The sequence below is a fragment of the Clostridium ihumii AP5 genome (assembly GCF_000612845.1).
Taxonomy (GTDB): Bacteria; Bacillota; Clostridia; order Clostridiales; family Clostridiaceae; genus Clostridium_J; species Clostridium_J ihumii.
In genome coordinates this window covers 252,351-274,705 of the sequence record NZ_CCAT010000043.1, presented here as the reverse complement: position 1 = coordinate 274,705, position 22,355 = coordinate 252,351, and the positions used below count along the sequence as shown (strand labels likewise).

At 26.3% G+C, this 22,355-nt stretch carries 22 protein-coding genes and 1 riboswitch; of the genes, 2 read left to right on the top strand and 20 right to left on the bottom strand.

Going from position 1 to position 22,355, the window contains the following annotated elements:
* Positions 1 to 23 precede the first annotated feature (23 nt).
* From BN346_RS07140 to BN346_RS07075, 14 genes are all read right to left on the bottom strand, one after another.
* On the bottom strand, positions 24 to 1,391 hold the full coding sequence (locus tag BN346_RS07140) for an aldehyde dehydrogenase family protein (RefSeq protein ID WP_040327445.1): 1,368 nt from the start codon (positions 1,389 to 1,391) through the stop codon (positions 24 to 26).
* 44 nt (positions 1,392 to 1,435) lie between these two features.
* The gene (locus BN346_RS07135) at positions 1,436 to 1,966 is read right to left on the bottom strand and encodes a 2-oxoacid:acceptor oxidoreductase family protein (protein WP_040327444.1); all 531 of its coding nucleotides are present in this window, start codon (positions 1,964 to 1,966) and stop codon (positions 1,436 to 1,438) included.
* Between the two features lie 22 nt (positions 1,967 to 1,988).
* Entirely contained in the window at positions 1,989 to 2,756 is a 768-nt protein-coding gene (locus BN346_RS07130; RefSeq protein ID WP_040327443.1) for a thiamine pyrophosphate-dependent enzyme, read from the bottom strand.
* Positions 2,757 to 2,758: 2 nt separating this feature from the next.
* Positions 2,759 to 3,877: a 2-oxoacid:acceptor oxidoreductase subunit alpha gene (locus BN346_RS07125; RefSeq protein WP_040327442.1), complete on the bottom strand. Its 1,119-nt coding sequence runs from the start codon at positions 3,875 to 3,877 to the stop codon at positions 2,759 to 2,761.
* A complete protein-coding gene (locus BN346_RS07120) occupies positions 3,870 to 4,058 on the bottom strand; it encodes a 4Fe-4S dicluster domain-containing protein (protein ID WP_040327441.1) in 189 nt (62 codons plus the stop codon). Before BN346_RS07120 ends, BN346_RS07125 begins: the two co-directional genes overlap by 8 nt.
* Before the next feature lie 29 nt (positions 4,059 to 4,087).
* Positions 4,088 to 5,419 carry an acetyl-CoA hydrolase/transferase family protein gene (locus BN346_RS07115; protein WP_040327440.1) on the bottom strand — a complete coding sequence of 444 codons (1,332 nt, stop codon included), beginning with the start codon at positions 5,417 to 5,419 and terminating at the stop codon, positions 4,088 to 4,090.
* Positions 5,420 to 5,847: 428 nt separating this feature from the next.
* Positions 5,848 to 6,897, bottom strand: coding sequence for a sigma-54 interaction domain-containing protein (locus BN346_RS07110; protein WP_051540147.1), 1,050 nt, complete (start codon positions 6,895 to 6,897; stop codon positions 5,848 to 5,850).
* Between the two features lie 24 nt (positions 6,898 to 6,921).
* Positions 6,922 to 7,764 (bottom strand): YitT family protein, encoded by an 843-nt coding sequence (locus tag BN346_RS07105; protein ID WP_040327439.1) that lies wholly within the window; start codon positions 7,762 to 7,764, stop codon positions 6,922 to 6,924.
* 383 nt (positions 7,765 to 8,147) lie between these two features.
* Positions 8,148 to 8,335: riboswitch (cobalamin riboswitch) on the bottom strand.
* Between the two features lie 562 nt (positions 8,336 to 8,897).
* Positions 8,898 to 9,290, bottom strand: coding sequence for an HsmA family protein (locus tag BN346_RS07100; protein ID WP_040327438.1), 393 nt, complete (start codon positions 9,288 to 9,290; stop codon positions 8,898 to 8,900).
* Between the two features lie 2 nt (positions 9,291 to 9,292).
* On the bottom strand, positions 9,293 to 9,724 hold the full coding sequence (locus BN346_RS07095; RefSeq protein WP_040327437.1) for a MarR family winged helix-turn-helix transcriptional regulator: 432 nt from the start codon (positions 9,722 to 9,724) through the stop codon (positions 9,293 to 9,295).
* A 32-nt stretch (positions 9,725 to 9,756) separates the two neighbouring features.
* Entirely contained in the window at positions 9,757 to 10,203 is a 447-nt protein-coding gene (locus BN346_RS07090; RefSeq protein WP_040327436.1) for a hypothetical protein, read from the bottom strand.
* 202 nt (positions 10,204 to 10,405) lie between these two features.
* Positions 10,406 to 12,226, bottom strand: a complete 1,821-nt coding sequence (locus tag BN346_RS07085) for an ABC transporter ATP-binding protein (protein ID WP_040327435.1) — start codon at positions 12,224 to 12,226, stop codon at positions 10,406 to 10,408.
* Position 12,227: 1 nt separating this feature from the next.
* Positions 12,228 to 13,955: an ABC transporter ATP-binding protein gene (locus BN346_RS07080; RefSeq protein ID WP_040327434.1), complete on the bottom strand. Its 1,728-nt coding sequence runs from the start codon at positions 13,953 to 13,955 to the stop codon at positions 12,228 to 12,230.
* Positions 13,956 to 14,381: 426 nt separating this feature from the next.
* Positions 14,382 to 14,567, bottom strand: coding sequence for a hypothetical protein (locus tag BN346_RS07075; protein WP_040327433.1), 186 nt, complete (start codon positions 14,565 to 14,567; stop codon positions 14,382 to 14,384).
* 184 nt (positions 14,568 to 14,751) lie between these two features.
* Here BN346_RS07075 and BN346_RS07070 point away from each other — a divergent pair, with 184 nt between their 5' ends.
* Complete coding sequence (locus BN346_RS07070; protein ID WP_040327432.1) at positions 14,752 to 16,341, top strand: amidohydrolase; 1,590 nt, start codon at positions 14,752 to 14,754, stop codon at positions 16,339 to 16,341.
* 41 nt (positions 16,342 to 16,382) lie between these two features.
* On the opposite strand, the gene BN346_RS07065 is transcribed toward BN346_RS07070, so the two are convergent.
* The 6 genes from BN346_RS07065 to BN346_RS07040 all read right to left on the bottom strand — a co-directional run bounded on the left by BN346_RS07065 (position 16,383) and on the right by BN346_RS07040 (position 20,921).
* On the bottom strand, positions 16,383 to 16,847 hold the full coding sequence (locus tag BN346_RS07065; RefSeq protein WP_040327431.1) for a GyrI-like domain-containing protein: 465 nt from the start codon (positions 16,845 to 16,847) through the stop codon (positions 16,383 to 16,385).
* Between the two features lie 141 nt (positions 16,848 to 16,988).
* Entirely contained in the window at positions 16,989 to 17,330 is a 342-nt protein-coding gene (locus BN346_RS07060) for a zinc ribbon domain-containing protein YjdM (protein WP_040327430.1), read from the bottom strand.
* Between the two features lie 99 nt (positions 17,331 to 17,429).
* Positions 17,430 to 18,317, bottom strand: a complete 888-nt coding sequence (locus tag BN346_RS07055; RefSeq protein WP_040327429.1) for a sensor histidine kinase — start codon at positions 18,315 to 18,317, stop codon at positions 17,430 to 17,432.
* A 24-nt stretch (positions 18,318 to 18,341) separates the two neighbouring features.
* Positions 18,342 to 19,226, bottom strand: a complete 885-nt coding sequence (locus BN346_RS07050) for an ABC transporter permease subunit (protein WP_040327428.1) — start codon at positions 19,224 to 19,226, stop codon at positions 18,342 to 18,344.
* A 1-nt stretch (position 19,227) separates the two neighbouring features.
* The gene (locus tag BN346_RS07045; protein WP_040327427.1) at positions 19,228 to 20,142 is read right to left on the bottom strand and encodes an ATP-binding cassette domain-containing protein; all 915 of its coding nucleotides are present in this window, start codon (positions 20,140 to 20,142) and stop codon (positions 19,228 to 19,230) included.
* An 89-nt stretch (positions 20,143 to 20,231) separates the two neighbouring features.
* Positions 20,232 to 20,921, bottom strand: a complete 690-nt coding sequence (locus BN346_RS07040) for a response regulator transcription factor (RefSeq protein ID WP_040327426.1) — start codon at positions 20,919 to 20,921, stop codon at positions 20,232 to 20,234.
* A gap of 316 nt (positions 20,922 to 21,237) precedes the next feature.
* On the opposite strand from BN346_RS07040, the gene BN346_RS07035 reads away from it, so the two are divergent.
* Positions 21,238 to 22,347, top strand: a complete 1,110-nt coding sequence (locus tag BN346_RS07035; protein ID WP_040327425.1) for an ABC transporter permease — start codon at positions 21,238 to 21,240, stop codon at positions 22,345 to 22,347.
* The last annotated feature ends 8 nt before the right edge of the window (positions 22,348 to 22,355 follow it).

The window sequence follows — 22,355 nt, the reverse complement described above, 5'->3', positions numbered from 1 at the left end:
TTATCCTTCTTTCATTAATTATCTTATGCCCAAATTTCATCATCACTTGGAATTTTTGCATCACTATTAAAGAAACCTATTCTTGAAACATTTATTAAATGTTTGTAATCTAAGTTTTCTGAAATACTGTTATTTCCCCAAGATCCACAGCCTAAAGTAGTTGTTGGCGCAAATCCATTATATAAACTTCCCCCTGCTGATGTTGATGAAGGTTGATTTACTACAAGTCGACTAACAGTTAAATGTTTTCCTGCATATTCAATATGCTCCTTATTATTTGAGTGTATTGCACAAGAATGTCCTTTTCCTTCAAAATTTAAATCATTTTGTGCTAATTTAACTGCATCTTCAAAAGTATCGTACTCGAAAGAAATCATAACTGGACACATTTTTTCTTTACATAATACATCTTCACGACCATTTCCTCTGGCTTTCAAGATTATTACTTTTGTGTTTTCAGGAATTTTAACACCTGCTAAATCAGCAATAAATTGAGTACTTTGTCCAACTATTTTTCCATTTATAGGTCCATTTTCTGGGAACATTACACTTGCAAACTTTTCTATAGTTTCTGGATTTTCAGTGTAATAGGCTCCATTTTTCTCAAATTCTTCTATTATTTCATTATAGCTTTCTTTAGGTGCTATAATGCTTTGTTCACCTGAACATATTATTCCATTATCAAATGTTCTTCCAGTTATTATTTTAGGAACAGCTTCACTTATGTCTATATCTCTATCTATAATGCATTGAACATTTCCTGCTCCAACGCCATAAGCAGGTTTTCCACTACTATAAGCTGATTTTACCATTCCCATACCACCAGTGGCTATAACTACATCAACTTTCCCCATAAGCTCTGAAGTTAAATCTATTGAAGGTTCTTCTATAGTTTGAATTAAATTTTCAGGTGCTCCTAATTTTTTTATAGCTTCATTAAATAAGTCTACCACATATTTATTACATTTTTTTGCTCTTGGATGAGGTGCTACTATTATAGCATTTCCACCCTTTAATGCAAACATTGCATTACACATAGGTGTAACTATCGGGTTTGTACAAGGTGTAACTGCTGCTATAACTCCTTTTGGCTTAGCAACTTTTATTATTCCTGTGTTTTTATCTTCTTCAAGGATTCCTATAGATTTTTTTGTTTTTAAATTATTCCATATAGTTTTTGATTTACCTTTATTTTTACTTACTTTGTTTTCATATACACCCATTCTTGTTTCTTCTACAGCCATTTTTGCAAGTTCTTCTGCTCTATCATAAACAACTTTTGCAATTTCTCTAACTATACTATCTACTTTTTCTTGGCTAAATTTTGAGTATTCCTCTTGTGCTATTTTTGCATTATTTATTAACTTATCAATACATACTTTAGTTTCCATCTTTTATTTCCCCTTTTATTTAATTTATTCAAATTTATATTTTTTTAAATAGCAATATCCACCATATTTATTCCGGCATTAAATGCATCTAAATTTTTATTTATAGTTGATTTTGGAACATTATCGCAAATTGCTTTTTCTATATTTTTATAATTTATTTCTTTAGTTAAAGCTGCCAATATTCCAAGGCATAATATATTTATAGCTTGAGAATTTTTTAATACATTCTCTGTACAGTTAAATATATCGAATTTTCTTACATTTTTTTCATTAGGAGCATCTATACTCTTATCAGTAATTATAATTGTGTTTTCATCTGCGTTTTTTATGAATTTATCAAGTCCACTTTGACTTAAAGCAAGAATGATGTCAGGATTTTCTACTCGTGGGTAACATATATCATTATCTGAAATTATTACATCAGCTCTACAACAGCCCCCTCTTGATTCAGGACCATAGTTTTGAGTTTGTATTGTGTGTTTACCTTCCAAAACTGCTGCTTCTGCTAGAATAACACCTGATTTTACAATTCCTTGTCCACCTAAGCCAGTAAATAATATTTCTTTTTTACTCATTTTAAATTCCTCCTAAACTTAACTAAATATTATTGATGTACTCATTTATATACTCAGGTTCCCTAGTATCTTTTAATATTCCTATTTTATATATGTCAGTATTATTTTTAACTTTTTCTTTAATATCATTTATCATACTAGATGGTGTTTTTAAGGAGTTTCTTCTTCCAAATTGCACTGGACAAGGTGTCAAAACTTCTACTATAGAAAATCCTTTATTATTAAAACTTTTCCTTATCATATCTACCAAATGATTGTAATGTGCAACTGTACTTCTTGCTATGTAAGTTGCTCCAGCAGCTTCTGTTAACTTGCAAATATTAAAATCTCTACAAGTATTTCCTGTTTCAGTAGTTGTTGTTCTTGCATTTAATGGCGTCATTGGTGAACATTGTCCACCTGTCATTCCATAAATATTATTATTGAAAACAATAACATTTAAATCTATATTTCTTCTGCATCCATGTATTAAATGATTACCACCAATAGCAGTACAATCCCCATCACCTGTTAACACAATAACTTCTAATTCTGGATTGGCAAGTTTTATGCCCTCTGCAAAAGGAATTGCTCTTCCATGCAATGTGTGTATAGTATCAAAGTTCATATATTGAGCTGCTCTTGAAGAACATCCAATACCTGAAACTATACATATTTTATCTTTATCTATAGTTAAAGAATCAATAGCTTCAACTAAAGCACTAACTATTATTCCATTTCCACAACCTGCACACCAAATATGAGGAAGATGTTCCTTTCTTAAATATTTATCAATCAATTCTTCCTTCATTTTTAATCCTCCTTTAGTGCATCTTTAATTTCATTAATATTGAAAATTTCTCCACAATATTTGTTTAAAGCTACAACTTTACATTTATCTCCAACAATTGCTTTAACTTCAGATACTAATTGTCCTGCGTTTAATTCTGGAACAATTATTTTATTTATTTCATTTTCTTCTAATATTTTTAATAGTGCTTTATCTGGGAAAGGCCAAATTGTATATGGTATAAATAGTCCTAAATCTTCAATTCTCTCTTCTAAGACAAGCTCTTTACACACTCTAGCTGTAGAACCAAATGTAACAATTAGTGTTTTACAATGGTCCGTATTTATTTTTTTATACATAGAAATATCATCTTTATTTTTTTCTATTTTATTTAACAACCTATCAATTAAATTTTTTGCAATTTCATTTGAATTAGAAGGATAACCCGTTTCATCATGACTAAGTCCTGTTACATGAAATTTATATCCTTCACCAAGTGGTGCCATTGAAGGTACAAAATCTTCTGTTAATTCATGCGAAATAAAGTTTTCTTTACCTTTGGGAATTTTCCTATTTATAATTTCAATGTCATCTTTCAGTTCAACACTTTCCCTCATATGAGCAATAACTTCATCTAAAAGTAAAATTACAGGAACCCTATACTTTTCAGCATAATTAAATGATTTTATAGTAAGTTCATAAATAGTAGCTACACTATCTGGAGCAATAACTATAACTGGATGATCTCCATGAGTTCCCCATTTACTTTGCATTACATCACCTTGAGATACAGATGTTGGAAGTCCTGTACTTGGTCCCCCTCTCATTACATCTACTATTACACAAGGTATTTCTGCCATAGAAGCATATCCTATTATTTCTTGTTTTAATGAAAATCCTGGTCCACTTGTAGCAGTCATTGATTTTATACCTGTTAATGCTGCTCCAACAGTTGCTGCTGCTCCTGCTATCTCATCTTCCATTTGTATAAATCTACCACCCACCTTAGGTAGTTTAACTGAACTTATTTCTGCTATTTCACTTGCTGGACTTATAGGATATCCTGCATAAAACTTCATTCCAGCTTTAATAGCACCTTCAACACAAGCTTCATTTCCTTGCATTAATACTAATTTACTCATTTCTGTCCCCCCTTACATGTATTGCAAAATCAGGACAAATATTTTCACATATGTGACATTTTATGCAACTTTCTTCATTTATTACAATTGCCTTTAATTGTTGTTTACCTAAAACTTTCTTTGGGCAACTGTCTACACATAATCCACATCCCTTACACCATTTTTCATTTATATATATCATGATTAATCCCCCTATCTACAGAACTAGATTTATTTATGAATTTTATAGTAAATAAAATAATCAAATTCTTTTTTAAATCTTTTTTCCCATTCTTCTATAAGTTCTGCTCTAAATTTAGGATGTGCTATGTTAATAAGTGCTCTAGCTCTTTCTTTTAAAGATTTACCTTTAAGTTCTGCTATTCCATATTCGGTAACGATATATTGAATATCATTTCTTGATGTTGTTACAGCTGTACCTTTTTCTAAAAATGGAACTATTCTAGATACTTCTTCATTTTTAGCAGTTGATGGCATAGCTATTATGGACTTTCCACCATCTGACATATTGGCACCTCTTATAAAGTCAACTTGTCCCCCAACGCCACTAAATTGTTTCATTCCTATAGATTCTGATGCAACTTGACCCATTAAATCTACATGGATACAAGAATTAATAGCTACCATATTCTTATTTTTGCTTATAATATTTGGATCGTTTACATAATCTACAGGATAAGTTTCAATCATAGGATTATTATTAACAAAATCATATATTTTTTTAGTTCCCATTATAAAACTAACTACAATTTTATTTTTATGAATAGTTTTTCTTTTATTAGTAATAACACCTTTTTCTATTAAGTTTAAAACTCCATCAGATATCATTTCTGAATGAATTCCTAAATTTTTTTTGTTTTCTAAACACATTAATACCGCATCTGGTATAGAGCCTATTCCAAGTTGCAATGTAGAACCATCTTCTATAAGACTTGCACAATTCTTACCAATAGCTTTTTCTATATCAGTTATATTACTTTTATTTATTTCTATTAAGTCGTAATTTACTTCTACAATGTAATCAATGTCATTTATGTGTATAAATGAATCTCCTAGAGTTCTTGGCATATTAGGGTTTACTTCAGCAATTACTAACCCTGCACATTCTGCAGCTGGTTTTGTATAATCATTAGATATTCCAAAGCTACAAAATCCATGTTCATCTGGTGATGAAACTTGAATTATAGCTACGTCAACTGTTAAGTAGTCATCTCTAAACATTCTTGGTATTTCTGAGAAAAAACAAGGTGTAAAATCTGCATTTCCATTAGCTATCGCCTCTCTAGTTGTTGGTCCAGCAAAAAATGAATTATGTCTAAAATTATTATTGTTTTCTTTTTTTACATAGTCACCTAAACCCATACCAATCATATGAACAATTTCAATGCCTGAATATTTATCCTTTTCATTAACCATAGCTTCTACAACTTTTTTAGGTTCTCCAGCAGCATGACCTATAACGACTCTACTGCCATTTTTTATTTTTAAAGCAGCTTCTCTAGGTGATAAAAGTTTTTCTTTGTATAAATTTAACCACTCCATTTTTACTCCTTGTAATTACAATATTTTATTTTTAAAATTTAAATTATTTATTAATCAGTTTATAGTATTTTTTATTTTATCCCCCCTCTTACCAGCCCACTTATTTTAAAAGCAATTACTATGCCAATTTTAATTATTAAAAATAATGCTTACTTTTAGCCATTTAATTAATATTAATATAGATATAAATTTAAATATTTGATGATTATTTGCAATCGTTATTTTTTTAACTCTTTCTAAAGTTGTATTTACAATATGTTTACATATGTGTATGCAAAAATGCAATTTTTCATATTTGCAACTATTTGTTCATTTTTATTGATAATGTGAATCAAAACACTTTTTTAAATATGTGTTTAATTAAAAAGAAATAAGACTGATGATATTATAATCAACAGTCTAAATATGTTTATTAAAATAAAATCTAATTAAGATTTATTTTTAAAATATTTTTGCTTTTTCCTAATTAACGTAGATGGATCTATTTGTAGCGCTTTTGCTGCGGTTCTTACATTACCATATCGCTCTAATGCATCTTCTATAATTTCTATCTCAATTTTATCTATTATTTCTTTTAAGCTATATCCTTTTATAGAGTAATTGTTCATACTTAACATGTAATCTTGTTCAATTTTTGTATTTTTTATTTCTTGATCTAAATTTCTCTTGTATATAATATTTGATTCATTCATTATAATTTGCCGTTCCACTATATTTTTAAGTTCTCTTACATTTCCAGGCCACTCATAATTATAAAGACACTCTAATGCATTTTCACTAAAATTACATTTGGTATTATATTTTTCATTTATTTCATTTGTAAAGAAATCTATAAGTAACTTTATATCTTCTTTTCTTTCTCTTAATGGTGGTATTACTATAGGAAAAACACTTAATCTATAGTATAAATCTTCTCTAAATAATTTCATATCTATTAATTTTTTTAAATCTTTATTTGTTGCAGCTATTATTCGTATATCTACACTTATAGATTCAACACCACCAACTTTTTCAATTTGCTTTTCTTGAAGAACTCTTAAAAGTTTAACTTGAGTAGTTAATGGTAATTCGCCTACTTCATCTAAAAATATTGTCCCTCCATCTGCTAATTGAAATAAACCAATTTTCCCACCTTTGTTTGCACCAGTAAAAGCACCTGGTTCATATCCAAAAAGTTCTGATTCTATAAGATTTTCTGGAATTGCACCACAGTTTATTGTTATAAATGCATTATCTTTTCTTTTACTATTATAATGAATATATTTAGCTATTCCTTCTTTTCCTACACCTGTTTCACCTAATATTAACGCTGTAATATCTGTCTTGGATATTTTACTTGAGTTCTTTAAAACATCCATCATCGAGTTAGATTCTATTGACATTCCACTTATATTAAAAAGATTTTTCTTCATAACCTGTAATTCTTTGTCATATTCCATGGAAGAGTCATTATAAAAAGTAACTTCATTATTATCCATATTTCCCTCCATAAATTAAATAAGTTAGCTTTTAAATCCATACCCTAGTACTTCACATATATTGCTTACTGTTATAAAAGCATCTTTATCTACTTCATTTATATAATGCTTTAATTTGCCTACTTCTCTTCTTCCGATTACTACAACTAATATGTTTTTTTCTTTATTTGTGAATCCACCTCTTCCATTATAAAAAGTAGAGCACCTATCTAAATCTTTTATTATAAATTGATTAATTTTTTCATATTCTTTGCTAACTATAGTAACTTCCTTACACATGTTTATACCTTCTAATACTGCATCTATAACAAAACCATTTATTATTACACCTAGCATTGCATACATTGACATTTTTATTCCAAAAGCAAATGCAGCTGCAACTGTTATACTTAAATCAGATAATAATACAGCCTTTCCCAAATTAATATGAAAAAACTTATTTAAAATCTTTGCAATTATATCTGTTCCACCAGTAGATGCATTTTGATTGAAAACAATCCCCATTCCAGCTCCAGATATTAAAATTCCAAATATAAGTTCTAATAATATATCTCCAGTAAGTGAACCTTTTAAGTTTATAGTTTTTTCAAGAATTAAAACTGCAAAAGAAATTCCAAAACTAGCATAAATTGTTTTAACTCCAAAACTGCTACCAATAAATATAAAAGCCACTATAAATAAAACTATGTTAATAACAATCATAATAATCCCAACAGGTACTTTAGGAATGAAGTGATTTATAACTATGGCTAAACCATTTGCTCCACCTGTTGCTAGGTTATTATTCATTAAAAAGAAATACATTCCACATGCAACCATTATAATACCTATGTTTATAAGTAAAAATTCTTTTAATTTTTTTATCATAAAACTCCCCCTCTTATAACTTTTAAAAGTTAAATTATTAACTTATTTTTTTAAAACTAAATACTTAAAATGGTGAGATGCTATAGGGAAACAAGCTCGAATTCAAAACTATTTTTTAAGTTGTAAATATATTGCTTTCAAAAGAAATACTTACTATAAAATGATTCCGAGCTAGTCTCACTCTTAAGGGTATCCAAGTTTTGGAACCAATAATTATGAAGATGAACTTGGAACCCTATATTAAATGTTTAAAGTATTTTAAGTAAAATTTAAAATAAATAAAGCCCCTAACTAAACGTTAAGGGGCTAAAAATAGCACAACTATAAAATATATAAACTTCAATTTATATATATTTGTTGACACCCCCCATCTGCCGTAGAGTATTGGTGTATAAATCAAGGCAGGTCTTCTGACTCTGAATCATAAAATTACTTTAGCCTTCCCAATTTAAATCAGTGGCACTAATTTAAAGTAATTCTCCTCATTACAGCGGCGGGACCGTATAAGACTTTCACTTATTTCCCTTTTAAACAAAGCATAAAACTTTGTACCTTAATCTACTATATTCAATTAACTACGTAATAAAAAACAATTTTTTCACAAACCAAATCAAAATTTTCTTAATTTTCTCACCTATTCCAGTATATACCTTTCTCGTATATTTATTCAAGTGCTATTCTAGATTTTTAATAAATATTAATTGCTTTATATAACCATATAATAAAACCTCCTCATTAGTAAATTTAATGAAGAAGTTTTATAAGAATAAACTGTAAGATTAATAGTATCATTTGATAAAAAGATTATTTTAAATTTTAATTTATCGATAAAAAAACTTTTTTTCATGAATGGGTTGTATCAAAATAACTTAGTTAATAAATTAATTAATAAGTTTAATTTAAAATTATAAACTATATTATTAAATTAATGAAAAATATAAGGCTATTGGTAAACTTTAAATACCAATAGCCTGTTTCTTATAACACTACCATTCTCATTTAATATTTGAGTAATTTCATTTTTCAACTTGAAACCATATATTTTAACAAAAATATTTTTGATACAGCCCCTTGGAATAATACTATTCTAATTTGATAGTCAAAAAATCTCATATTCCTATATAATTTAAAAATTATGACATTCCTATAACCATTCCAATAATATAAGGAATTAACCAAACAATCCATACTAATAAACTAAATTTATGAAATGCTAATTTCTTTTTATCGTCTCCTTTAAATAATACCCATGTTGCCCAAATTGCATGAAATAGCATTAGTATAATAGCTATCATTCCTGTTATTCCATGAAGTGAAATTCCAGAAGCAGCATTACTTACTTCATTTAAAGATGCTATACGTTCCATAGTCAATGTGCCTGTAGTATCAAAAACAAGTCCTAACCAAAATGTAATAACATGCCATTTTCTTAGTGTTTTAGATTTTCTTTCTGAAAAAACACCTATAGTATAAAATACTAAAGCTAAAGTTATTGTGATAATTGCAAATATCAATTTCCCATCCATTTTTATCTATCTCCTCTTATTTTATTTCTTAAATTTAGTAAGTTATTTTTAACTTCTTTTATTTCTTCATCTGTAAAATTTTCAAATACTTTATCAAAGCTTTTATTAATTTCACATCTAAAATTTTTAGCAAATTCTATACCTTTATCTGAAAAAGTAACATATGTATTTCTTTTATCTTCATCATCTTTAATTTTTTTTACATAACCTTGTGATTCAAGTCTTTTGACTATACCAGACACAGTTCCCTTTGCTAAAAACATTTCATCACATAACTGAGATATATTAACCTTACCATTATGAGCTATTAACTTAATAACCATTATTTGCTGATGAGTAAGTCCACTTTCTTTTAAGTTATTACTAACTATTTCAATGGTACTTGCATATATCTCCTTTATAAGCATAGCTATTTCAAAAGAATTATAATTCATATACTTATTTCATCCCCATTCATAAATTAATTTTATAAACTATATTTAGCTTTAGTTTTTTCAAATTTTATAAAACTTATTAAAAATAATACACCAGCTATAAATAACGCAAATCCAAGGCCCATATAAAAGGAACCTAAGTATATAGGATTTACTATTTCTAAATTTCTTATAGTTATTCCAAAGAATATCATAAATCCCATTATGATATAGCTTTTAACATCGAAAAATGAAAATATACAATGTTTCTTTAAATTACTGTTTATAATTCTTTTAGTATGCTTTTCAAACATTTTACTAAATATAAATTTAAAAAATAGATAAAATATTATAGCTGAAAATAATGCACTTAAAATCAAGTTTCCATCATTAGTTTTTATATCACCTACTCCTAAAGTAAATACTCTAAATCCTGCAAACCCCCAAATAAGTCCCGCTACAAGTAATAAAGTTTTCTTTTCTACTTTTAAAATATTCATTTTCTTTTCTCCTTATAGTTTGCATGCGAATCATTTAGTTTCTATGCAAACTATTTTATTATGTTATAAACAGCTTGTCAACATGAAATATATGTAAAGACCTCAAATAATACTTTTTATATTACTTGAGGTCTTTACTATAGGATTTCAAATTCAAATTTTCACATTCACTGTCCATTGTCAATTTTTTAAAATATATACCTTACATTTCAAATTGTTTAGAATACATATTATAATATGTTCCTTTTTTATTCATAAGTTCAAAATGATTTCCCTTTTCTACAATTTCACCATTATCTATTACCATTATAGTGTCAGCATCACGAATTGTACTAAGTCTATGAGCTATAATAAAACTACTTCTACCTTTCATAAGTTTTAGCATAGCTTCTTGGATATTAAGTTCTGTACGAGTATCAACATTACTTGTAGCTTCATCTAATATTAATATAGATGGATTAGATAAAATCACTCTAGCTATAGCTAAAAGTTGTTTTTGACCTTGACTCAAATTTGTTCCATTCTCTAGGAGTATTGTATTGTATCCATTTTTCATATGTCTAATAAATGAATGAGCATTTGCTATAATAGCAGCTTCTTTTACTTCATCATCAGTAGCATCTAGCCTTCCATATCTTATATTCTCCATTATCGTTCCTGAAAATAGATAAGTATCTTGAAGCACAATTCCAAATGCTTTTCTTAGACTGTCTCTTTTATAATTTTTTATATCAACACCATCAATTAAAATTTTTCCTTTAGAAACATCATAAAATCTTGATAGTAAATTTATAATTGTAGTCTTACCAGCCCCTGTTGGACCAACTAGTGCAATAGTTTCACCACTTTTCACATGAAAATTTATATTTTTTAAAATTAATGCTTCTTCACTATATCCAAAATATACATTTTCAAAAGTTATATCACCATTAATATTTGAAAGCTCTTTTGAATTTAAATTATCTTCTATCTCTTCATTTTCATCAAGAATTTCAAAAACTCTTTCTGCTCCTGCAAGGGCAGATTGAAGAGTATTAAATATATTTGCAAGCTCATTTAAAGGTCTTGTAAATTGTCTAGAATAACTTATAAAGCTTGCTATAACTCCAACAGTAATCATATTTTTAACAGCTAAAATTCCACCTACACCAGAAGTTATTGTAAAACCTATATTGTTAATAACATTCATAAACGGCATTAAAAATCCTGATAGAGTTTGTGCTTTTATTCCTACATCACAAAGTTTGTTATTTATATCATTAAATTCATTAATAACTTTATCTTCTTGATTAAAAGCTTTTATGACAAAGTTGCCGGATATAATTTCTTCAATATTGCCATTAAGTTTACCAAGTTCTGATTGTTGATTTTTAAATAATACTTTAGTCTTTTTTGCTATAGTTCTTGTTAATAAGAATACTAACGGTATTGTTACAAGACTTGCAATTGTAAGATATATATTTAGTACTATCATCATTATGAAAGAACCTATTATAGTAATGGCACCAGACATTAATTGAATTGTTGATTGAGAAATAGTTGTGCTTATATTATCTATATCATTAGTAAGTCTACTCATAACATCCCCATTACTATGTGTATCAAAAAAAGATATAGGTAATTTTTGAAGTTTATTAAATAATGATTTTCTTAAATTTTTCACAATTTTTTGAGATACACTTGCTATGATATAACTCTGCAAAAAATTTGTTACTGCATCAATTAAATATGAAATTATTAAAACAAAAATTATTATTTTCAATGCTGTAAAATCTACAAGGTTATTTTTAATAGACATGCTATCTATAGCTTTACCTGTTAAAAATGGAACTAATAAACTTATTAATGAAGTTATTATTATAAAAAGAAATACAATTATTAAGGATTTTTTTTCATCTAAAAAATATTCCCACAGTCTTTTGAATGTTCCTTTAAAGTCTTTTGGCTTTATTACTGGAGATGAAAATCTTCTACGTCCACCACCAAATCCATTTTGAAAATTACCTACTGGTCTAGTATTCATATTACATCATCTCCTTGCCAACTTGTGATAAAAGTATTTCCTTATAAACTTCACAATTCTTTGATAATTCTTCATGTGTTCCAATTCCAGCTACACAACCTCCATCAAGCACTAATATTTTATCAGCATGCATAACAGATGTAATACGTTGAGCAATTATTATTGATGTAAGAGAATTAGAATATTCTTTAAGGGAATTTCTAATATTTTCTTCTGTAACTGCATCTAATGCACTTACAGAGTCATCTAATATTAAAATTTCTGGATTTTTGACTAATGCTCTAGCTATAGATATACGTTGTTTTTGCCCACCTGATAAATTTACTCCACCTTGACCTAATGTAGTATTGTATCCATCTTTAAATTCTTTAATAAAATCATGAGCATTTGCCAATATGGATGCTTTTTCAACTTCTTCATATGTAGCAGAATTTTTGCCTATTTTTATATTATCAATGATAGTTCCAGAAAAGAGAACAACCTTTTGAGGAACTATTGAAATTTTATTTCTTAAATCTTTTCTATTTACGTTTTCAATATTTACATTATTTATTTTTATATTTCCTGAATTAGGTTTATAAAACCCCATAATTAAGTTTGCTATAGTACTTTTACCTGAACCAGTAGAACCAATTATTCCTAGAGTTTCAGAAGTGTCTAAAGTAAAATTAATATTATTAAGAACAATATCATTATTTTCGTCACAATAAGAAAATGATACATTATTAAATTCTACTTTTCCTTTTATATTGTTTTCTTCTAATTTTATATTAACTTCATTTTCATCAATCTTCTCGGAAAAAATTTCATTTATCCGCTCACAAGATGCACTAGCTTTTACAAATACTGTGAAAACACGAGATATTATCATTAAGGAAAATAGTATATGTGTCATATAATTTACAAATGCAATTATTTCTCCAACTTGCATTGTTCCATTGTTTACTTTAGTTCCTCCTATCCAAAGTATTAATACAATACATAAATTAACACTAAGAGTAATTAATGGTGAAAATATAGCCATAATTTTTAGTGTTTTAGATGAGATATTCGTTAAGTTTTCATTACACATTTCAAATCTAGATGTTTCATAATCAAATCTATTAAATGCTTTAACAACCCTAACTCCTTGCAAATACTCTCTCATAACAGAATTAACTTTATCTAAAGAATTCTGCACTTTTGTAAACATTGGATAACCAATTTTCATATTAATTGCTATTAATATGAAAATTATAGGTATAATTGCAAAAAAAATTAAAGACATACGCCTATTAAGTTTTATAGCCATAATAAGACTTCCTAAACATAAAATCGGAGCTTTTGCAAATATCCTCATAAGACCATTAACAAAATTTTGAATTTGTGTTACATCATTAGTAAGTCGTGTTACTAATGATGCACCATCATATTTATCTATGGTTTTAAAAGGTAGTTTTTGAATTTTAGTAAAAAGATCAATTCTAAGTTCTGTGCCAAATCTTTGAGATACATTGCTTGCAATAATATTACGCCCAGTGGCACCAATTGCACCTAATCCAGTAATAACTATCATCAACATAGATTTTGAAAGAACAAAGTTCATATCATTTTTTGCTACACCTATATCTACAATTTTAGACATTATAGTTGGTTGAATAAGGTCACATACTGTTTCAAGTATTAAAAAAAATAATGCACTAAAAAACAATTTCCAATATTTTTTAATGTATTTGTTCAAAAATTTCATATGTCATCACCTCTTAAATCTAGATAATATAGGGTTCAAATTTTAAATAACATTTTATAAAATGATAATTCTATAGTTATAAGTTATTCCTATTTCTATATTGGAAATCAATTACGAACTAAGAAGTAAGAGTGAAAAGTGATGGTAGATATTACTCACTTTGTTCCTAATGTCTAAAAATAGGTTAATTTTTGTACAGTAGTTTAAATGTATCTTTCTCAACTAAAGCATGAATAACTTAAAGTTCTAAATTTGATTCCTATATAATTATATGTAAAATATAATTTATATAATTCTATAAAAAAAATATATATCCTTTAAAATAAAAAATAGAATCAATCTATATTTTGTTTAAATAGATTGATTCTATTAAATTATATATATTATATCTTAGTTTTTATAGTTCTAAATAATTAATTTTTAAATCTAAGTTTCAGGACTTGTTATAAACTTAGATGAATCTGGATAGTTTCTAGCTGCATTTGATACATTTGCATAAGCAGTTAAATAAGTCCATACTACTTTGTTTAAACTTAATGCAGTTTCACTTTTAAGGGCAAGTAAAGTTAATTCTAATGCTACATCCATTTCATTTCTTCCTGAAGAATCCATTTAAACACCTTCTCTAAATAAAATATTTATCACTAATTAATATATAGTTTATTAATATTTTGGGTACTCTATAATTTACATAAACGGAATATTATATTATGCATATTTAAATAAATCTTTAGTGAAAATATTAGTTGATGATATAATTAATAGAAAATAGTGATTTAGATAGGAGTTAATTATTATGAGTGAAAAACTTTACTTTAATGGTGACATATTAACTATGGAAAATGAATTATATGTTGAAGCTTTGCTTATAAAAGATGATAAAATATTTAAAACAGGATCAAAAGATCAATTAATTAAAGTCGCAAGTAAAGAAGTAGAATTTATTGATTTACAAGGTAAAACATTAATGCCTTCCTTTATTGATAGTCATAGTCACTTTTCAGGATATGCAACATCCCTTTTACAAGTTTCAGTAGAAGAATCAACCAATTTCAATGATATTATAGATTCTATTCAGAATTTTATTAAAAAGAATAATATAAAATCTGGTGAATGGATTTCAGTTAAAGGATATGATCATAATAACTTAACTGAAAAAACACACCCGACTAAAGAAATTTTAGATAAAGCTGCTCCAAATAATCCTGTAGCATTGCAACATCAAAGTGGACATAATGGTGTATTTAATTCTAAAGCATTAGATATATTAAATATCAAAAGTGAAACACCTAACCCTTCTGGTGGAATTATTGAAAAAGAAAATGGTGAACCAACAGGTTATGTTGAAGAAAATGCATATGTAAATAATATTCAAAAAGTACCTATGCCTTCTATGGAAGACCTTTCAACAGCACTAGTAAAAGCACAAGATACATATGCAAGTTATGGAATTACAACAATGCAAGAAGGCATGATAGTTCCAATGCTTGGTGATATATTAGACTTATTAAGAGTAAAGAAATTGCTTAAGCTTGATTTAATTGGATATATAGACTTAAGAGATTATGAAATCCTTGTTAAAAGATTTAATAGTTGTATTAAAAAATATGAAAATCACTTAAAAATTGGTGGATATAAAATTTTCTTAGATGGGTCACCTCAAAGCCGTACAGCATGGATGTTAGAGCCTTATAAAAATGGTGAAGCTAACTACATGGGATATCCTATATATGAAGATAATGCTTTAACTGAAAAGGTAACATTAGCAATAAAAGATGATATGCAGCTGCTTGCTCATTGCAATGGAGATGCTGCTTGTAAGCAATATATAAATGCATATAATGATGCTATTAAAAATGCTCATACTAAAAATGATATAAGACCAGTCATAATACATGCTCAGCTTTTAAGAAAAGATCAGCTAGATGATGTTAAACGTCTTAACATGATACCATCTTTCTTTGTTGCTCATGTATATCACTGGGGTGATATACATGTAGAAAACTTTGGATTTGAAAGAGCAAGTTCTATAAGTTTAGCAAATTCCGCACTAAAAAAAGGAATTAAATTTACATTTCATCAAGATTCACCAGTAATAGAACCTAATATGTTAGAAACAGTTTGGTGTTCTGTTAATAGAATAACTAAAAAAGGTATTGTACTAGGTGAAGATGAAAGAATAGAACCATTAGAAGCATTAAAAGCAGTTACAATAAATGCAGCATATCAATACTTTGAAGAAGATTTAAAAGGAAGTCTTAAAGAAAATAAACTTGCAGATTTAATCATATTAAATGAAAATCCATTAAAAGTAGATAAAATGGATATTAAAAGCATAAAAGTACTTGAAACAATTAAAGAAGGTAAAACCATATTTAAATTATAATAGTAAAAAACTACTCTTATCTCAGGAGTAGTTTTTTACTATTATCTTATAGAAATATATATGTGTATTTCTTGATTTTTTAAATCACTATTTTCATTTTCTTGATATTCTTCAAAGTCATAACTATACATCCTATCTAAATTCATTTTCCATAATTTACACCAAAATAATGCTACTGACTTTTGAATGTCTCCTTTTATTATGAACTTAGCATATTTTCCAGCAGGTATTCTTTTATATACCAAAGGATATTGCACTATAGATTCACTATTTACTTCAACACAAGTTAAAAAATTAAATGGTTTTGTAAACTCTCCTTCATAGTCTGTATATAATCCAATAGTTTTGTTATTAACTTTTCCAGATATTTTTGAATAGTAATTATTATTAAAAAAATTACTCCATAAAGCTCCAATATCTTTAATTGATTTTTCTTCTTCATTAGTTGTATTTTTTATTAACCCAACAATATGCTTTTTATCTAAATTTACTATTTCATAATTCATAAGTATATACCTCGCTTACTTTTTTATTAAAGTATAACGAAACTAATATGACATAAGTATGTCATATTAGGAAAACATACAAAAATAAAAGCTAGATATTTAGTATATCTAGCTAATGTATTTTAATTTATTAATAATCAATTATGCTTTTTTAACAAATTCAGATTTTAAAGACATTGCTCCAAATCCATCAATTTTACAATCAATGTTATGATCTCCATCAACTAAACGTATATTTTTAACTTTAGTTCCGATTTTTATAGAAGATGAAGCACCTTTTACTTTAAGGTCTTTTATAACTGTTACAGTATCACCATCTTGTAAAATATTTCCGTTAGCATCTTTTACAACTAATACATCATCAGTATTTTCATTTTGTGATTCTAAATTCCATTCGTGTGCACATTCTGGGCAAACAAAAAGACTTCCATCTTCATAAGTGTATTCTGAATTACATTTTGGGCAATTTGGTAAATTACTCATTAAATTCCTCCGTTCATTACGTTAATTATGTTTAAAATTTATAAGACGATTTATATAATAACATATTATTTTTACACTTACAAATATTTTTATAAAAACTCAATATAATTTCCACTTTATTGTTATTTTTAGATTGTGATTTTCCATGGATGAATATAGACTTGCACCTAATCCTTTTGTAAATGATTTAACTATGCTAAGACCTATTCCAGTAGTTTCATTAGTTCTAGAATTATTTCCTGTATAAAACCTATTGAATATTTTTAAGCAGTCATCTTCCTTTAATGATGGTGCATAATTAATAAATTCTGAAATTATATAATTATTTTCTTTTTTTAATGATATTTTTATATACTTTTCACCATATTTTAAGCTATTATTAATCAAGTTTGAAAATATTCTATTTAAAGCATTTTTATCAGATATTATAGAATCCATATTATCATCAATATCTATTATTGGCTCTATATTTTTTACTATAAAATCATTATAAAATAATGCAATATTTTCACATAAAACATCTTGAATATTAACTTTTTCAAAATTAAATTTATACTCGTCAGATTGAATTCTTGATAAATCATAAAAATTATTAATTAAATTTTGTAGTGTTTTTGTTCTTTTCTCAATAATACTAATATATTCATTCTTATCACTATGACTTATAGTATCACTTTTTATTAACTGCATATATCCAATTATAGAGGTAAGAGGAGTTCTTAAGTCATGTGACATATTTGTAATGCTAGTTTTTAATTCTTCTTCTATATTTTTAGATTTAATATTTATCTTTTGATTTTCTTCATATAGTAAATTTATGTTACTTGCAAGTTCATCTATATATTTAAAGGATGTTTTTGTTTTTAAATTTTTGTATTCACTTAAATTGTCTTTAATTTGAGCTGATATATATTTTAAATCTTTTAACATGAGAATAATAAAGGCAAGTAAAATTATTATAATTATTATTAATATATATATTACCATTAAATTACTCACCTCACTTTCTATTTACTTAATATCTTGTTTTTTTAACATGTAAGTTCCCAAAATTAAAGAAATTATAGTTGATACTAAACTTATTACAATACATTTTATAGTTTGACTGTTAGTTGCATTAATTGAAATTGCTACTGCTGAATTATAAAAAGGAGTTAACTCATATATTCTATCAAACCATGTATAACTTCCATAAAAAAATGATGCTATTGTAGGAAGTAAAATAAATATACCAACAGATACTCCTATAACCGCTCCATTACTTTTTAAAATTGTAGAAACTAACATTATAATTCCAACAACAGCACTATATGATATTACTGAAACTAAAAATGTTTTTAAAATTGTGATTAACTGAACAAACTTAAATTCCTCACCCCAACCACGGATAAATGTATGACCTATAGTAGATATACCAACTTGAATAGCTATTACAATTATTACTCCAATAAGTATAGATAAAAACTTTGAAAAATAGAAATACTCTCGCTTTTTACCATAAGCTAATGTGTTTTTTATAGTTCCCTCACTATATTCTTTAGCCATTAACGCACCAACCAATATAGCTATAAAGATTTCTATAACACCTGATCCAAAAGATGAATAAAAAACTTCTTTTGATGTAGGGTTAAACTCATCACTCCATGCACTACTATTAAAGCCTAACTGACCTGGATTTATAGGCTCATCGCTTTTTTCTTCTTGTCTTATATTTTCAATTTGTTCAGTTATTTCTTTTTCACTAAGATTTTTCATAGAGCTTTTGGCTAAATCTTCACTTAAAGATACTGACATAGCTAACATTAAAATTGATAATATTGCTGCTATAATACAGACTACTTTAAAAGATCTATTTTTAAATAATTTATATAATTCTGCTTTAAATAATCTAATCATTTTATTTTCCTCCAACAACATTCATAAAATATTCCTCTAAATTTTCGCCTTCTAATGAAATGTTTTCAACTATTACACCTGACTTTGAAATAGTTGAATTTATTAATCCTATTTCATTTAAATTGCTAAATATTTTTATCATGTTATCTTCTAGAACTTCATAATCCATAATATTTAAATTTCTTTCTAAAATGATTGATGTTTTTGATAAATCATCAACTTTAAGAAGAATATATTGTCTACATATAGCTTTTAATTCAGAATCTGAAATTTCTTTTATTAATTCTCCATTATTAATTATTCCATAATGAGTTGCAAGTTCTGATAATTCTCCAAGTATATGACTTGATATTAATATAGTTGTATTTTTTTCCTTATTTATCTTTTTTAAAAGTTCTCTTATTTCTACTATTCCCATAGGATCTAATCCATTTATTGGTTCGTCTAATATTAGAAATTTAGGATTTCCAAGTAGTGCATTAGCAATTCCTAGCCTTTGTTTCATACCTAATGAAAAATTTTTAACTTTTTTGTTCTTGATATTATTTAATCCAACTAATTCTAAAACTTCATCTATACAATTTTTATCTGGAATGTTTCTAACTAATCTTGAAATTTCTAAATTTTCCTTTGCAGACATATTACCATAAAAAGCTGGGTATTCTATTAAACTACCAATAAATGTTCTAGCTTCATTTAAATGATTCTCACTAGTTCCTCCAAATAATTCTATTTCACCTTTAGTTTTGTGAATTAAACCTGTAATCATACGAATAAGAGTAGTTTTTCCTGCACCATTTTTACCAATGAATCCATATATTGAGCCCTTTTCTATTGTCATATTTACATTAGCTACTGCATATTGATTTTCATATTTTTTAGTTAAATTATGTGTCTTTAATATTATATCTCTCATTTTATACTTTCCCTCCTTTATTATGATTACATTTTAGATTTGCTATTATAAGCAGTTTTAAAGAAAGTATTAAGAAAGTATAAAGTTTGTTATTTTAGTTTAAAACCTATTCCCCATACAGTTTGAATGTACTCTTCCTTTGTTAATTTGGATAATTTAGCTCTCAAATTACTAATATGTACATTTACTGTATTATAATCACCTAAAAAATTATCTTTCCAAACTGATTCAAACAAATTTGCTCTAGTAAAAACTTTATTTGGATTGTTAATTAAAAGATATAAGATATCAAATTCTCTAGAAGTAACAATCATTTCAATTTCATTAACGAATACTTGTCTACTTTCGTTATTCAATTCAATTTCTCTATATAAAATTTTATTATTAGAATTTAATGCTGGGCTAAAATCTTTATATCGTCTTAATTGAACATTAACTCTAACTAAAACTTCTTCAACATCAAATGGTTTAACTATAAAATCATCTGCTCCAATTTTTAAAGCATTAAGTCTATCATCTTGTTTTGTTTTTGCTGATATAACAATTATAGGCATAAAATTAACTTTTCTTATTTCCCTTATTATATTTTCACCACTGACACCAGGTAACATTAAATCTAGCAAAACTAAATCATACTTATATTGTTCTAAACACATCATAGCTTCTGTTCCTGAATAAGTGCACCTAACATTATATCCTTCTTTTATAAGGATGCTATATAATAATTTATTAATATCTTCATTATCTTCAACTACTAAAATATTTATATTTGAATTCATAATACACCCCACTTCCTAAAAAAAATTATATCATTTTTATTAAGTATGAGTCATCATTTATATCTATTAATAATGAATCCTATTATTTTTTAAAAATTTATTAATTTCATAATAAAATTTAAAAGAATTTTTACATGAATATATATTGAACTATATGTAAAATATTGTTAATATGTAATTATACTTTAATTTCTATAAAAATTAATATACTTAAAAAACTTAAAAAACTTATGATAATAAACAGGATAACAAAACATTAATTTTTGTATTTAGTTATCCTTTTTTTTATACATAAAAAATTAAGGAGGGATTTTTTTTGTTTAGTATAATTGCTTTTTATTTCAAGACTTTTTTTAAATCATTAAGAAATTGGATTCCTATATTACTATTAAGTTTTGGCATTATAGGTTATTGTATTTTCTTTAATAAAAATGTTCAAGGAAACATTGTTTTTGAATCTGAAGTTGGGCATGCACCTATTCAGCGTGTAACTTCTGGAGATGATAAACTTACCAACCTTGAAAGTGAAATAGACACTTATTATTCAGATGAAAATTGGAAAGCTTTTTATGAAAAAACTATTGAGTATTATAAAAGCATTTTAGAAAATAATTCAAATAGTACTAATAAAGACTTGGTTACAGATATGGAAAAATTTCAATATCTATTAGAAAACAACTTACCCTTTATAGATGAATTTAATCATAATGATGGTTTGCTTTTCCTTAAAAACCTTATGATGGAGCCTATAGTTTTACTTATTGTTATAACTATAATAATTTCAAGCTCTCAAGTATTTTCAAGTGAGATGGAAAATAAGACTTATAAACTTTTATATACTCAGCCAATAAGCAAAACCAAAATCTTTTTCTCTAAATTAATTTCAAATATTCTTGTTAATTTTTTCATTGTTATTGCTCTTATGTTAGTATGTTTCATTTATCAATGTATCACTAAGGGAATGGGGTATACAGAATTCCCAGTTAAAGCATCAATTTCAAATGAACTTATGTATCTTCCACTTATTAAATATGTACTTTATGAATTTATACTTTTGATTATATTAATAATTTTTTCATGTTCTATTGGAACTTTAATTTCTTTATTAATTAATAATTCAGCTGCTGCTATTTGTGTATCTACAGTATTTTATGGTTTACTATATATTTTATTTAAAAATAGCCCTACAGCAATGATTCAAAAATATAATCCTGGTGCTTATTTTGATATTAATAGAATCTTATCATTAGCACCACTAAGTGGTCTTAAAGCTATACTGCCTTCTAATTCTCAAGGTGAATCACTAATTGAAGGAGCTCTTACAAATATAACCTTTTTAAATGGGATTATTATACTTAGTGTAATGATAATAATATTTATAACTATAGGTATATTTTTATCAAATAGAAAGAGAATGGATAATTAAAAGGAGGA

Bases quoted from the DNA above. Each gene is read 5' to 3' on its own strand.
- BN346_RS07140 (WP_040327445.1), bottom strand. From the start codon at position 1,391: ATGGAAACTAAAGTATGTATTGATAAGTTAATAAATAATGCAAAAATA.
- BN346_RS07135 (WP_040327444.1), bottom strand. From the start codon at position 1,966: ATGAGTAAAAAAGAAATATTATTTACTGGCTTAGGTGGACAAGGAATT.
- BN346_RS07130 (WP_040327443.1), bottom strand. From the start codon at position 2,756: ATGAAGGAAGAATTGATTGATAAATATTTAAGAAAGGAACATCTTCCT.
- BN346_RS07125 (WP_040327442.1), bottom strand. From the start codon at position 3,877: ATGAGTAAATTAGTATTAATGCAAGGAAATGAAGCTTGTGTTGAAGGT.
- BN346_RS07120 (WP_040327441.1), bottom strand. From the start codon at position 4,058: ATGATATATATAAATGAAAAATGGTGTAAGGGATGTGGATTATGTGTA.
- BN346_RS07115 (WP_040327440.1), bottom strand. From the start codon at position 5,419: ATGGAGTGGTTAAATTTATACAAAGAAAAACTTTTATCACCTAGAGAA.
- BN346_RS07110 (WP_051540147.1), bottom strand. From the start codon at position 6,897: ATGGATAATAATGAAGTTACTTTTTATAATGACTCTTCCATGGAATAT.
- BN346_RS07105 (WP_040327439.1), bottom strand. From the start codon at position 7,764: ATGATAAAAAAATTAAAAGAATTTTTACTTATAAACATAGGTATTATA.
- BN346_RS07100 (WP_040327438.1), bottom strand. From the start codon at position 9,290: ATGGATGGGAAATTGATATTTGCAATTATCACAATAACTTTAGCTTTA.
- BN346_RS07095 (WP_040327437.1), bottom strand. From the start codon at position 9,724: ATGAATTATAATTCTTTTGAAATAGCTATGCTTATAAAGGAGATATAT.
- BN346_RS07090 (WP_040327436.1), bottom strand. From the start codon at position 10,203: ATGAATATTTTAAAAGTAGAAAAGAAAACTTTATTACTTGTAGCGGGA.
- BN346_RS07085 (WP_040327435.1), bottom strand. From the start codon at position 12,226: ATGAATACTAGACCAGTAGGTAATTTTCAAAATGGATTTGGTGGTGGA.
- BN346_RS07080 (WP_040327434.1), bottom strand. From the start codon at position 13,955: ATGAAATTTTTGAACAAATACATTAAAAAATATTGGAAATTGTTTTTT.
- BN346_RS07075 (WP_040327433.1), bottom strand. From the start codon at position 14,567: ATGGATTCTTCAGGAAGAAATGAAATGGATGTAGCATTAGAATTAACT.
- BN346_RS07070 (WP_040327432.1), top strand. From the start codon at position 14,752: ATGAGTGAAAAACTTTACTTTAATGGTGACATATTAACTATGGAAAAT.
- BN346_RS07065 (WP_040327431.1), bottom strand. From the start codon at position 16,847: ATGAATTATGAAATAGTAAATTTAGATAAAAAGCATATTGTTGGGTTA.
- BN346_RS07060 (WP_040327430.1), bottom strand. From the start codon at position 17,330: ATGAGTAATTTACCAAATTGCCCAAAATGTAATTCAGAATACACTTAT.
- BN346_RS07055 (WP_040327429.1), bottom strand. From the start codon at position 18,317: ATGGTAATATATATATTAATAATAATTATAATAATTTTACTTGCCTTT.
- BN346_RS07050 (WP_040327428.1), bottom strand. From the start codon at position 19,226: ATGATTAGATTATTTAAAGCAGAATTATATAAATTATTTAAAAATAGA.
- BN346_RS07045 (WP_040327427.1), bottom strand. From the start codon at position 20,142: ATGAGAGATATAATATTAAAGACACATAATTTAACTAAAAAATATGAA.
- BN346_RS07040 (WP_040327426.1), bottom strand. From the start codon at position 20,921: ATGAATTCAAATATAAATATTTTAGTAGTTGAAGATAATGAAGATATT.